Annotated in this window: 10 protein-coding genes; 3 read left to right on the top strand and 7 right to left on the bottom strand. The window is 46.5% G+C overall.

The features are described 5' to 3' along the window. The first annotated feature begins 46 nt into the window (after positions 1–46). Complete coding sequence (locus EZMO1_RS11290) at positions 47–1,171, top strand: ISAs1 family transposase (protein WP_034873277.1); 1,125 nt, start codon at positions 47–49, stop codon at positions 1,169–1,171. 296 nt (positions 1,172–1,467) lie between these two features. After that, entirely contained in the window at positions 1,468–4,239 is a 2,772-nt protein-coding gene (locus EZMO1_RS11285) for a M60 family metallopeptidase (protein WP_034873276.1), read from the top strand. 53 nt (positions 4,240–4,292) lie between these two features. Here EZMO1_RS11285 and pncB read toward each other — a convergent pair whose 3' ends face one another. Next, on the bottom strand, positions 4,293–5,537 hold the full coding sequence (gene pncB, locus EZMO1_RS11280; RefSeq protein WP_201772141.1) for a nicotinate phosphoribosyltransferase: 1,245 nt from the start codon (positions 5,535–5,537) through the stop codon (positions 4,293–4,295). A 5-nt stretch (positions 5,538–5,542) separates the two neighbouring features. Then, positions 5,543–6,211 carry a nicotinamidase gene (locus EZMO1_RS11275; protein ID WP_034873726.1) on the bottom strand — a complete coding sequence of 223 codons (669 nt, stop codon included), beginning with the start codon at positions 6,209–6,211 and terminating at the stop codon, positions 5,543–5,545. Positions 6,212–6,390: 179 nt separating this feature from the next. Here EZMO1_RS11275 and EZMO1_RS11270 point away from each other — a divergent pair, with 179 nt between their 5' ends. Then, positions 6,391–7,068, top strand: coding sequence for an NrtR DNA-binding winged helix domain-containing protein (locus EZMO1_RS11270; protein ID WP_051789476.1), 678 nt, complete (start codon positions 6,391–6,393; stop codon positions 7,066–7,068). Here the strand turns inward: EZMO1_RS11270 and EZMO1_RS11265 are convergent. The 5 genes from EZMO1_RS11265 to EZMO1_RS11245 form a co-directional block, all read right to left on the bottom strand. Further along, positions 7,013–8,458: a hypothetical protein gene (locus EZMO1_RS11265; protein ID WP_034873275.1), complete on the bottom strand. Its 1,446-nt coding sequence runs from the start codon at positions 8,456–8,458 to the stop codon at positions 7,013–7,015. The genes EZMO1_RS11270 and EZMO1_RS11265 overlap by 56 nt on opposite strands. Positions 8,459–8,690: 232 nt before the next feature. Then, positions 8,691–9,941, bottom strand: a complete 1,251-nt coding sequence (locus EZMO1_RS11260) for a NupC/NupG family nucleoside CNT transporter (RefSeq protein WP_034873722.1) — start codon at positions 9,939–9,941, stop codon at positions 8,691–8,693. 358 nt (positions 9,942–10,299) lie between these two features. Further along, positions 10,300–10,749 (bottom strand): putative signal transducing protein, encoded by a 450-nt coding sequence (locus EZMO1_RS11255; protein WP_051789474.1) that lies wholly within the window; start codon positions 10,747–10,749, stop codon positions 10,300–10,302. Between the two features lie 206 nt (positions 10,750–10,955). Then, entirely contained in the window at positions 10,956–11,504 is a 549-nt protein-coding gene (locus tag EZMO1_RS11250; protein ID WP_034873274.1) for a hypothetical protein, read from the bottom strand. A gap of 248 nt (positions 11,505–11,752) precedes the next feature. Further along, on the bottom strand, positions 11,753–13,180 hold the full coding sequence (locus EZMO1_RS11245; protein ID WP_145912468.1) for a transposase: 1,428 nt from the start codon (positions 13,178–13,180) through the stop codon (positions 11,753–11,755). Positions 13,181–13,456 lie beyond the last annotated feature (276 nt).

Genomic DNA, 13,456 nt, shown 5'->3' with positions numbered 1-13,456 from the left:
GCCTCATTTCAACCATACATAGCGTAGTCTTTCCGAGTACGCTGCTATGAAATCCTGTCAAAACAATACCCTGGTCAAATACATCAATACCATCCCTGATCCTCGTTGCGAGGCTATGTGCTGGCACAATTTTATCGATATTCTTGTCATAGCCATATGCGCTGTATTCTGTGGCGTTGAGACTTGGAAGGGCATGGCTGAGTTCGGTCGCCGAAAGCAGGCTTGGTTATCAACATTCCTTGAGCTTCCTCATGGCATTCCCTCTCACGACACGTTTTATCGAACTTTCTGTTTGCTAAACCCGGAGGTATTTAAAGGGTGCTTTACACGCTGGATTTCAGATACGTTGAGGCAGTTTACCGGTGACGGGCTGGATATTATTCCCATTGATGGCAAGTGCCTGCGTGGCTCAAGGAGCAGATCAAAAAAGGCTATCCATTTGGTCAGTGCCTGGAGTGTGCGATCTGGAATCGTTCTTTGCCAACGTAAAGTGGATGGGAAGTCTAACGAAATTACAGCTGTTCCCGAGTTATTGAAATCAATTTGTCTGAAAGGGTGCCTGATTACATCCGATGCCCTCAACTGCCAAAAGGTAATTGTAAAAGCCTGTGTAAATCAGGGTGGGAATTACTTGCTGCCAGTCAAGAGAAATCAACCCAATCTGCACAAACAAATCTCGGCAGTTGCTGATAAATTTTGGGAGAGCAATCCAAAATCTTCCTCCAGCTTCCATTATGCAGAAACTCGGGAAACCGGACATGGACGGAAAGAGCTGCGCATGGTTTGGGTAATAGAAGACCTGCCAGATATACCTGAAGCTAAGAAATGGCAAGGTCTACAGCAAATCGGAATGATTCAGCGAGATCGCCAAATAGACAACATAGTTACAACGGAAGTGCATTACTACATCATGAGCCAGCAACAAAGCGCCGCAGAACTATTGGATATTGCACGCAAGCACTGGGAGGTCGAAAGCAAGTTGCACTGGCGGCTTGATGTGAGTTTTCATGAAGACCAGAACAAGACGACTAACAGCAATGCCATAGAGAATCTATCAATTCTTAATAGGCTCTGTCTCAATATTCACACGCAAGACACTACAACCAAAGGAAGTATCATGCTGAAACGTCTGGCTGCTGGCTGGAATGATGAACCTAAATTAATCAGTTGAAACCTGAATATCCGCTAACAGCCTTGCGGCAGTAAATGTTTAGCGTTTTAGCCCATTCACCCAATGGGTTAATACTGAAATCTGATATAATCATACTGTCGCATAGGGTTTAGCCAATTCGCAAAAGCTCAACTGATTAATTTAGGAGGAAAAACCTGGGCAATTATTAAGTACAGTCGTTCAAATTTGATGCGTAAGCCCTGCTTCATAAAACTCCAGCGAGCACACTCATGCCAAGCAACCGTTTCATAACAGTAACGCTCAATATCCTTCTACTAATAGCTGTAAATACAAAAATGACCGCCTCTGACGAATTGAACCGCTGGGAATCGGGCGTGCACGAGCTATCCCCGAAAAAAAATACTTATCTAATGACAGATAGAAGTCTAAACAGCCCAGAAACGCTCGACTTCCTGACGAACTTCATCACAGACTTTATGGCCTGCAACCCGATCAAGACTGAAAACTTCCCTGAGAGCGACCGCAAGCAATTTGCAAAAGACCTTCTTTTTGCACTGAAAAATACTATCGCAAGCAAAGCTGGAGATCAGGATTCCTCTATAGATCAGGTATTTTCAATGCCTTTATACTGTCACACCAAAGTAATACTGTTTTTCGTCACGCCAGCCAACAAACTCCAGCAATATCAGGAGCTCTTGTTCAAACACGCCGGGGAGGGTTATGGATCTTTTGCTGACACTTATATTAATCAAATCCTGAACATTGATATCAATACGATCAGAAATGCATATGGTTTAAGCAGCCTGAGCCGGCATAATTTTTTCGTTGAGAACAAGAGTTCTACCAACAAGCCTGAGTCATCTGGATTAACGGTTTCAACACGTTCTTACAAACGTCAGACTTCCAGAGTACACCCTCTTTACCAACAAACCTTTCGCTTACAAAAAGCCCACTGGAGTGAACAACGGGTTATTCTTAGTATACTCGAACCAGAAAGGGAAGAACCGAAAAACTGCTCCGACTTCATGCTGGCGGCAGAAGCATCACTGTTTTTCTGCTTGTCTCACGATCAGGGGCAGGTTTATTTTGAAACCTGTACAGGTGCAAACTATCAAAAATGGTGTTTTTCAAAAAGCAGTATGCTTTATCCAAAATCAAAACCCGGATACGGTCTGACATTGGATAATAAAAATCACTATAGGGTGAGTAAAATACAGAATATTACTAATCAGATAAACCTTTATAATGGTTACATCTATGATGAGAGTCTGAGCACGATGATGGGCATTAGCGATACAGGGCAAGTACAAACGCACGCAATGCGTGAATATGCAAGCCGTGTACATTTTATTTCATCAATCTACATTGCCCACTACTTACCCAGCCTGCTTAATAAATTTGCTATTTCTTATCCACACAGCATTGATGACACTAAAACAATTACTAATGAATTATTACGTTTTAATCTTATCCAGTACCTCCCCGAAAGATTAACAGTTCCCTCACCCACTAAGGAAGTTGGCACTACGGATATTTTACCTAATAAAAAGAGCAGCCATTTTTTGTTTGATTTGAATATCGAGCGAAGACAGGTTATCAACAATGTTTTTACTTACTGGGAAGAACCTCCATATAACCTTTTAATTACCGACAAATATGCACGCCCCTCTGAAGAAATCATTATTAATGTTTCCAGCCGAACCATCCTCGACCCCGAACCTATATATGTTTTAATCAACCTACATACCGATGTGCTGACGTCTGATTCCCCCAATGTGAAAAGTTCTGGCTTTTTTAATAGACCGCCTCGATTAAGTGTTCTGTATCGCCTAAGAAATGGTATAAACAGAATTCGCCCCCCTTATGGTGGCACTATTGCATTTGCATCTTGGGACTCTTCTTCTGAAGTGGTGGATATAGAGGTATCCAATGCAGTAGACGCACCTATGTTTATAGTAAACAACCCATTATATTCCAGCGAAGCAATTAAAAATAATACTCACTTACTGGCTCCCTGGGCTGTACTTCAAGGTGAAAGAACGTCCCTCATCGTTCCTACAGATGAGCTAAAGACAGTTAAAAACTTCACATCCCTAATGAATATTTATGACCAGATTGTTGAACATCATGAATTATTATGGGGCATGGAACCCGATGACATTACTCAGGCAAAAAAACACCCAAAACATATATTCGTGCAGGACACACAAATAACAACCGGTTACGGACACGGTGGTTCACTAATACCCGTGATGCCAGGCTGGCATCTGACAGATGAAAACAAGATGGACTTCTGGGGAATTGCCCATGAACTGGGGCATTCATATCAAGGCATTGGTTGGCACAGGGCTTTTGGCACAGAAACCAGTGTTAATACTTACACTCTTCATGCTCAACTGGCACTACAAAAACGTTCAAAAGTTGAAGAAATGGAATTATTTGAAACCATGATTCAAAGAATTAAAAATAAAGACAGAAATCTCTATCCACATTATACTGATATAGTTAGGGTGCATTATGAAAAATTGATTTTTTTATTACAGATTGTTTATTCATTTCCTGAAGTCGGCTGGAAACTCTTTCCTGAGGTAAATAGAAAAGAGAGAGCTGCTTTTTTAGGAAAGGAGGGTTATCGTCTATATTATGAACCTCAAGAAGCCATTGATATTTTCTTTAGAACAGCATCTGAGGTAGTCGGACACAATCTTGAAGACCATTTCAATACTTGGGGAATTATAGTATCTGACTCAGCCAGAGATTCCACAAAGCATCTGCCCAAACCAGATTTTATAATATCTTTATCTCAGCCATGGAAACCGGATTCAGCACAAAAATACAAAGAAATCAGCCTGAAATATATTTCATTGAAAGAAGATACCAACAAACTAAAGAATGATTACTCGTCTTTAATAAATGAAAGGGACACATTAAAAAAAGATCTTCATCAACTGCAAAAAGATAACTTGGTGCAAAAAAACAAACAGTACAATGAAACCACCTTTACATGTGCTCTCTTGCTTCAAGGTGGGGCAATTGTGATTCTTGCATCCGTGCTTGCTGTCAAGTTTCACAAAATGGGTTTACTGAAGCGACCTTGGCGGCATTAGCCGCCGAGCCTTTAGCGACATTGATTATTACTGAAGCAGCTCTCACCACAGCCTCATGAAGCCTTCTTGCGAAAGGAAGCTCGCAGTCTGGCTATGTACTCGTCATCTTCACACATGATTTTGCCGGGGCTGTCCGATAGCTTGGCAACAGGCTGGCCATTGAGCTCGACCAGCTTAAGCACAATATTGGGTGCCGCCTCTCCCATATCGTTGGTCAGGTAGGTACCGATACCAAAGCTGACCTTGACCCGACCGGAAAAGTGCCGGTAAAGCATCAGGGCAGTATCAAAATCCAGCTTGTCACTGAACACAAACTGCTTGTCACGGGCATCAATACCCAGACTGGCATAATGAGACAGAGCCTGCTCGCCCCAGTCAACCGGGTCACCCGAATCATGACGGATACCGACATAGGCCATCGCCAACTCCCGGTCAAAGTCCTGCAGAAAAGCTTTCATACTAATAGTGTCGGTCAGCGCAACACCCAGCTGCCCCTCGTAGTAACCCAGCCAGGTAAGCAGTGCATCGCGCTGAAAATCCGACAGGGTTTCACCTAATGCCTGATGCGCCTGCAACCATTCATGCGCCATGGTACCCACCGGTTTCAGCCCAAGCGTTCGGGCAAGGTGAAGATTGCTGGTACCGGCAAATGTCGAAGGAAGCTCTCTTTGTAACGTTCGGACCACATACTCCTGCCACTGCCGCGAAAAACGACGACGGGTGCCAAAATCCACCAGATTAAATCCATCCCCTGAGCCCAGCCCTGCCTTCAATTGCTGAATTTTCGTGTGCAGCCTGAGCTCTCCGGCACGCTCCGGCTGCCCTTGAAACGCTCGCCGACAATGCAGCTCACTGACGATCGCCAGTATAAAAATCTCAAAGTGGGTAATTTCCGCCCATTTACCTGTCACAGTGATATCCAGATGCCCATCGGACTCTGCAAGATGAACCGCTGCAGGATTCAGGCGAAAAGTACGCAACCAGCTGACAAATTCGGGGGTGATAAAAGACAGACTACCCAACCAGGTTAATTCATCTTCTGAAAGAGAGAGATCGCCCAACGCATCAATCTGAGCACGCAGTTCATCCAGCTCCAGATTCAACTGACCTGAACGACAGCGGAAGCTCATTTTTCCCATTGCATCAGGGTAACAACTGAACATCACCTGCTGCATAGTGTACTTATAAAGGTCAGTATCCAGCAGAGAGTTAATGATCGGATCGGCTGCCATTGCGCGGGTCACTATTGGCGCTTTAGACGTCAATGGCCAGACAGCACCGGCAGTGTAATCATTCATCGGTTTCAGGCTTCCTTTGCTGGATCTGAACTGAAAACCAGCTCATCCAGACTGTTAATAAACTCAGCCCCAGCATCACGCATAGCCGCCATCGCCTGACGCTCAGTCTCTTCAGTAAGGCTTCGTGTTGCAGACAAATTAACAATCACCCTGAAGCCCGCATTCAGCAACTGCAACACCGTCACTTTCACACAAAAATCCAGCGCCAGCCCACCCACCAGCACGGTGTCAGTATGACGGTCTCGCAGAAATTCAATCACACCCGTGCTACGAGTATCGGCCAGATCGTGATAGCAGGCACCATACGGGTGCAGATCAGGTTCAACGCCTTTCCAGACAAAGAAGTCGTAGTCCATCACTGCCGGCAAGCCTTCAAGCAGTTCAAACCCACGAGTCCCGGGAACAGCGTGAAGATTCCAGTACATATCGGAATTGGCCTGCCCTTTGATGGGCGTCAGCTGGGGGCAGTGCTCACTGGCTACCCAGATAGCAGACTCCGGATGCGCGTCCTTTGAACCGACTCTCCAGTGCGCCAGCTCAGCTTGCGCATTCAAAGCACCAACAATGGAGTGCCCTTCCGGAACCGGCAATTCACCGGGACAAAGCGGAGTGAAACAATTCTGGGCATCCACATCGAAGGCAGCAATGATGTCAGAAGCGTCAATTTCAACCATGAACAACCTCAGGGTGACAAAATGAATAGAGTTCACTAACATAGTGAATTAGGTTCACTATCCTGTCAAGCCAACAACTCTCAGGCTGGTTCAGGTAATACCAATTCCACTTTCTAAACCTGAATTGGTATAAGATACCGACGAATGACTGTTAATCTGTTGATACCAAAGGAATTCATATGAGCCTGAATACGGCGCTCATTTCAGTCGATGTTGTTGCATTCCGATTACTGAACGGCAAACTCCACCTGCTTGCCCAACGAATACAGACAAAGACAAACAATGAACAATGGATGTTGCCCGCCGGCAAAATTGACCCGATTAATGACCAGAGCCTGGACGATACGGCTTATCGCCAGCTTGAGCGTCTGACCAGTAAAAAACCGGGTTATATGGAACAGGTGGCCACCCTTGGCGACAGTCAGCGCGATTCCAGGGGCTGGTCACTGAGTGTGGTCTACTATGCCCTGATTGACTGCAGCAACAGTGAGCGGCTTCATCCGGATGCCTGCTGGCTCCCCGTCAGCAAAGACGACGTGAGCAAACCACTTGCCTACGATCATAGCCGGTTGGTACAGCAGGCTTTTGACCGCCTGAAAAGCAAAATTCAATATTCGTCACTGCCCGTCTATCTACTACCTGACACGTTTACACTGTCTGAAATCCATAGCGTATTTTCCGCCGTGCTGGACAAAGCTCCGCCCATGCGATCCATTCGTAACCGCTTTCTACAGGGAGACCTGCTCATTGATACAGGGCTTCTGCGAAGAGGGAGCAACCGACCTGCTGCCCTTTATAAAGTTAATCAACATTCTGAAGCCTGGTTGTTTGATCGTCTGTACATTTCAACTCTTTAACGGAAGAAATCCAGATTTCGAAAGGGCGACCAAACTGTTGATTCTGAGTGTCAAGCCAGGCTTTCAACTGATCGGCATCCACTGTATCGGGAACCCTGACATTAAATGTCAGCGCTTGCCTCTTAGTCAGCCTGTTAAAGGACGCCGTCTCCAGATCATACCCACCCGTACACTGCAGCATGCTAACAACCTTCTGCAAGTGGGTGACTTCTGCCCAACTGACATGAACATCATTCCAGCCGAATGCGAAGCCAACCTGAAAGCGGTTAAAGCGGGTATACCCGAACAACCAGGTACTGAACGGAGAGCACACAAGCCCGGAGGTGAGACAACCGGCTCCAACAGCCGGAGCACCCAACCCAAAGGCTGCCCCGGAACCCGCTGCAGTTAAAAACAATAAAGACGGAACAACGATTCGCCCATTAGTCCAGCCACGGTTCACTTCGGAATCAAACACATAATTCCCACAGCGACAATACGGTCGCCGGCCACATATTTGACCAGATTCTCCACTAATAAGGCTGACCAATATACGAACAAAGGCTTCCAGACGGTTCGCCGGAATCCTGAAAACCTGCTCGCCATCCTCTGGCGTTCTATCTGTAAGCCAGGCCATGGTATTTTCTCTTCCTGTTGGAATACCAGACCCAGGGCAAGCCTCTGCTGCCGAAGGCTGACAAGTTTCAGCGACACCTTGCCTCACCCCGACATCCAACCATGAAACTGTATCAGAACCGCGAGGATTCGGGCATGCTGCTGCACCCTCTTCATCATTACGATCTTCCAGCAACCTGCCTCTTCCTTCCGCGCAGACAGGTGATCCCCCATAACAATCTTCCATGCCACGCATTGGAATAGAATCGCTGTCCTGATCATGAGGCGGTGAGTCCGCTGGATAAGACTGAATCATCCTCAACAAACAAAAAGCGGAAGACGCAGAACAATCCCCTTCATTTTCAACCAGTTCTATATTAATCCTGATTTTTGCAGTGCCAGTTTCAAGGTGAAGCACTTGATCCTGAGCCTTCGCAACCTTCGCAACCCTCGTAACAGAAGACAGTAGACAGAACAGAACAAACAAAAAGACAAAACGGCACAACGCCTCGATTACACGAAGTGTTTTCACGACAACTCCTTCACATGGAAACCCTGAAACGAATACCCACCCTTCGCCATTTATGACAGGCAATAAAGGTGCAAACAGTCCTTTGTGAACTAAAACCGGAAGAAACCAACCTGGCAAGATAAATGCTGAAATATATGCTTCTATCAAACGTACACGCCAAAAGACTTCACTAAACCACTCAAAAACCGAATAAAAGCACGTCAAGAAAGCAAAATTATTATCAACTGCACGTATTCCAGCCTTGTTATAAACGGCTGGATACATCTTTGGCTGGATACATCTTTGGCTGGATACATCTTTTGAAGGAAGAATTATGCTCCTTATTAGCTATCTAAAATAGACAAATCACCGACAAAAAGGATGCTTTATTTAGAACATTTCCGACTAGGAGCCATTCTTTACAGATCCGAATCAACACATCAAAACGGACTGATTCGCACCACACAAAAAAGGCCGCATTAAGCGACCCTTTTTTGTGTGCAGAACCGACGCCTGATTACAAAGCAATAAACAGACCGGCAATAGTCGCACTCATCAGGTTAGACAGCGTGCCGGCAGCTACTGCTTTCAGACCAAAACGGGCAATATCGGCACGACGATTAGGTGCCATGGAACCCAGACCACCCAGCAAAATCGCAATAGACGACAGGTTTGCAAAACCGCACAGAGCAAAGGTCATGATCGCCTGTGTATGTTCGGAGAACACCTGGACACCCGCAGCCATTGCTGCTTCAGGATCTACGTAGGTCGCAAAGTTAGAGAAAGCAACGAACTCATTCAGAACGATCTTCTGACCCAGGAAAGAACCGGCACTCAGGGCTTCAGACCATGGCACACCGATAATAAAGGCCAGTGGTGAGAAGAGGTAGCCCAGAATCATTTCAACGGTCAGATCCGGCTGACCAATATAGCCACCAATCCAGCCCATAATGCCATTGGTCATAGCGATCAGGGAAATGAACGCCAGCAGCATCGCACCAATGACCGCCGCCAACTTCATGCCGGAAGCGGCACCGCCCGCTGCAGCATCAAACAGATTCGCAGGTTTCTCTTCGTCAGTATCTTCCAATGCTTCTGCAGAGTCATCCGGCACTTCGGTTTCAGGCTTGATCATTTTTGCCATCAACAAACCACCCGGTGCGGCCATAAAACTCGCTGCAATCAGGTACTGCAGATCAACACCCATGCTGGCAATACCCGCCATCACCGCACCGGCAACCGATGCCAAACCACCCACCATCACGGCAAACAGTTCAGATTGTGTCATTTTGGCAATGTATGGACGAACCAACAGCGGTGCTTCCGTCTGACCAACAAAAATATTACCCGCTGCCGACAGGGATTCTGTACGACTGGTGCCCAGTAGTTTCTGCAGACCACCACCGATGACACCAATCACCTTTTGCATAACGCCCAGGTGGTAAAGAACCGCAACCAGAGCCGCTACAAAAATAATCACCGGCAGAACATGGATGGCAAAAATAAAGCCGACTTTGAAATTCGCCAGATCACCAAACACAAAACCAATACCATCGCTGGCATAGTTCAGTACAGCCTGAACTCCGTTCGTCATGCCGGACAGAACATCCTGACCAAATGGAATATAAAGAACAAAGGCACCCATAAGTGCTTGTAGGGCAAAGGCACCACCAACGGTACGAAGGTTAATAGCTTTACGGTTATCGGAAAGTAGATAAGCAATACCGAGTATCGCTACCATACCGACCAGACTCATCAGAACTTGCATGGGGAAAAAACACCTTGAAGGAGGGCAGAACTGGCTGCGCATTATACTGAGAGGATCAAAATTGAACAGAAAGTACTTTCCGAATGGCGTGACAGCACATTCAAACGCTTCGAACATTCAATAAAATCAGTCCTCTGCAGGCATCATCGTCAATCTTTCGCATGTTAGAAAATGTTCACGTACGTAGTACCGACCCTGAGATGTTCATTACCGATACCACTCAACAATTAACCCGAATCAGAATAGCATCTTCACCCACCTTCAGCGCAGCCTGATCAGCAGCTACGCGAAGCTTTGACTGCATTTTGTGCAACATTAAAACCCAAATACGTTCATCGCCTGCAACTCAATGCAAACATCAGACAGGGGGAGGAACAGGGTAACATCCGGGCATTCTTGATACCCGCCGACTCTGACAGCCACAATTCAGAAAGTGGTAATACTCCCTGACGGGAAATAATGGAAACTGAACCACCAAAAAGAGAACGAAAGCCCAGCGCTTACCCGAAAGCTGCATTTCGGTATTATCACTGCCACAACGATGACAGCGATAACGCTCCTCGTTGCAATCAAGGATGCAATCAATGGTGCAATCAATGGTGCAATCCTGCGACAAGAGTGCCTGCGCTCTGACCAGAAAAGACTCAGGCACCAGCAGACAGACGCCACCAATAGCATCCGAATACAGCCAGTTCATAGTGACCAGATGCTCATCGAATATAAAAGCAGGAATGCCATGACCTTGCAGCAACCCTCTGGCCAGCCAGGCTTCGTAGGCGAATGAATAACGGGCAACAACGACAAGCATCAGGCAAACCTCCTCGATTACCCGGTGCTATTGTAGCGGCTTATTAGAAGCTGCTCATGATCTTTTGAGGAAAGCGAAAATGGTGAGAAATTGTTGCTGTTTTTTGATCTCATGAGGCGCGTAGTGGTGCTACGCAACGAATGAGATCAAAAAACAGGGGCAATTAATCGACATTTGCAGCCCTCAATAAGGTCGTGAACAGCTTCTTACCATTCAGCGTGCTTGCGCAGGAAGAAATCACCCGCCATGGGATTATCAATGGAAGAGCTCAGTCCCTTGTGCATCGCCTCTGGATGCATGGTTTGCATGGTATCCAGAACAAACAGCTCTTTGCCCGGATCAACATCAACAATGATGACGCTGCCGCCAGACTGGATGTGATCATGATACGGCTGGATGCGATAGTTATCGCTACTGGCCCCAATCATGCCACCCAGCCAGGTACAAAAACCCATCGCCACCAAACCGGCAAAAACACTGATCATTGCGACCACTTCGTGCCCGGCCAGTAGCTCCCAGACAACAAATGCCACCAAACCGGCAGCAAACAAACCCACCAGCAAACCGCGCTCACCTGCATGCAAAATATCCAGCTCACTGATAAAGCTGGCATCATTCAGGTGACGCTTTTGCATGGCAAGATGGTCATGGTGAAAGACATGGATCTGCTTGGGTTGCACACCCGCATTTTCCAGTGTGATCACGGCATTTTCTGCCGATCTGAGGTCTTCTAACAGGTAATGATGCTGTTTCATTTCTGAGCCTCCCTGCTCCGTACTTCTTAACCATTGCCCCCATGGAGTGCATATCCAGCATGGCAGGCAATATCAGGCAATCCTGGTCAATAAACCTAATACTATGACATTCCCTGCTGTTGCGAATAAAAATCAGTGCAGCAGACCACTTTTAATTACAAAAAAATATGTACAGCTATTTTTTATTTCACTGTGCTGTTACTCGATGCTGCAGTTTTACCTAAACAAGTAACGTATTTATCTCGATTCTAAGCTGCATCTAAAAGTTTAAACTTCCGGGCGTGTGCTTTGAGTGAGTCAGTTGCCTTTTGTTCTCCCAGGTCTCTACCAGCCATATGCCTGCTCGACTCCCGCTTGGGCAAAGTATGCTCTAAGGCTAAGGCCAGAGCCTTAAGCTCGGTATCTGGATCTTCCGATTCAACCACTGATTTCACCGTAGCAAGCAAGGCTTCTGCATTGAGGCGTTCGATCAGACAGCCTGCGGGCATTCCGGCCTGTTTGTTTTTCAGTAGGACGAATTGCTCAGGGTGCAGTAACAGCATGTGTTCGCACAGCAGGCTCAGGATCACGCCGCGCTGCGATCCGTCAGCACCTTGCTGTTTGCTCAACCTGTTCCAGCCACAATGAGCTTTCCAGTCTTGAATGAAAACCTCGACCAACCACCTCAAGGTGTAAATCCTGGCTATGTCGGTATGCCGCCATGACATATCTGAAGCCACCAGATAGCGATAATCCTCTTCACCCTCATACTTCAGGGCAATAACAAAACGTCTTTTCCCATGAGCCTTAACATACAGCCGAGCAGCCAGCATCGTGACCTGCTCTTCTTTGCCACCGCGTATTATGAGTTGAGTTTCAGCGCCTTTCTGGCGCGAAAAGTAAGCTTTGAGAGTCGCTTCCGAGTGGTTTCGGTTGGATACTTTCTGATTCGAGCGCAGTTGGCTGACAACCTGGGCTCCGCCTGTTATTTCCGCAGCCTTATCCATAAAGTCTCCTGTGCCATACAGTGCATCAGCGAGAATTGCTTTGATCGTAATGTTGGGAAACGAATCAACAAATTCTTGCAGCATAACCAGCGTCAACGACTGCATGGTGGGGTAACGAACATGATCTGGCTCAGGACGGTTCGGTCGTTCTTTTTTCTGAATGCCTTGCTTCCTGAGCGCCTTGTCTTTCTTCCTCCATGCAGATAACTCAGGGTCAGGAATATAAAAGCGAAACCCTACTGGAAAGGTAGCTACTTCAGTAACGAGCACCATAAACACCAGTTCCTGCCCATTAAAATAACCACCTGTTGATTTGTCTTTTATCTTATGGGCACCGTCGATTTTTGAAGTCCTTTTAGTGCGCTTTTTTCCTGTATCGTCGATAGCAAGGGTTCCACTTTGTATTCCATAGCGTAGAAGAATATTTCTGACGCTGGCCTGTAGCAGGCTTTGCCATGCAATTTCTGCTTGATAAAACATCCAGCACAGACGGGTCGCTTTGAATCTGCCTAAGCTTCTGCGCTCAAAAGCAGCCCAGTTAATAGTTTTAGTTACCACGATTCCCATGATAAAAACGCCCAGTGCCACTTTCTGGGATCTACTCAACTGCGCAGAGGAATTGATGGACTTGAGCGAATCATTCAAAGCATCCAGAAAGGCAGTGACAACGGGTAATGGGCGAATTAGCAAGATACGACACTTGACGGTTATTAAGTTCCTATGAGATCTTACCTCCAACCTGCTGCTGTGGCTATGATGGAATCTCGCAAGGCTTGAATTCGGAGCTGCAGTAGTAGTCTGCTCTTATGCCACCCTGCCATTTCCTGCTCTCCCTCAAATATCAAAAACTGCAGCATCGAGTGTTAGTTTGTCATCCCGGCGATAACGCTAATCCAAGGATTCTGTTAGAATAATCACACCACCCAACTGATTTTACTCTGGTTTTTACCACCAATCGCTATCACC

Origin of the sequence: Endozoicomonas montiporae CL-33 (assembly GCF_001583435.1) — a bacterium.
Lineage (GTDB): Bacteria > Pseudomonadota > Gammaproteobacteria > Pseudomonadales > Endozoicomonadaceae > Endozoicomonas_A > Endozoicomonas_A montiporae.
Note: the sequence above shows the minus strand (reverse complement) of the source record. Positions and strands in the feature narration are given on the sequence as shown.

Excerpts from the sequence above, each read along its gene's own strand:
- EZMO1_RS11260 (WP_034873722.1), bottom strand. The coding sequence starts at position 9,941 with ATGCAAGTTCTGATGAGTCTGGTCGGTATGGTAGCGATACTCGGTATT.
- EZMO1_RS11250 (WP_034873274.1), bottom strand. The coding sequence starts at position 11,504 with ATGAAACAGCATCATTACCTGTTAGAAGACCTCAGATCGGCAGAAAAT.
- EZMO1_RS11290 (WP_034873277.1), top strand. The coding sequence starts at position 47 with ATGAAATCCTGTCAAAACAATACCCTGGTCAAATACATCAATACCATC.
- EZMO1_RS11265 (WP_034873275.1), bottom strand. The coding sequence starts at position 8,458 with ATGTATCCAGCCGTTTATAACAAGGCTGGAATACGTGCAGTTGATAAT.
- EZMO1_RS11255 (WP_051789474.1), bottom strand. The coding sequence starts at position 10,749 with ATGCTTGTCGTTGTTGCCCGTTATTCATTCGCCTACGAAGCCTGGCTG.
- EZMO1_RS11285 (WP_034873276.1), top strand. The coding sequence starts at position 1,468 with ATGACCGCCTCTGACGAATTGAACCGCTGGGAATCGGGCGTGCACGAG.
- EZMO1_RS11275 (WP_034873726.1), bottom strand. The coding sequence starts at position 6,211 with ATGGTTGAAATTGACGCTTCTGACATCATTGCTGCCTTCGATGTGGAT.
- EZMO1_RS11270 (WP_051789476.1), top strand. The coding sequence starts at position 6,391 with ATGAGCCTGAATACGGCGCTCATTTCAGTCGATGTTGTTGCATTCCGA.
- pncB (WP_201772141.1), bottom strand. The coding sequence starts at position 5,537 with ATGAATGATTACACTGCCGGTGCTGTCTGGCCATTGACGTCTAAAGCG.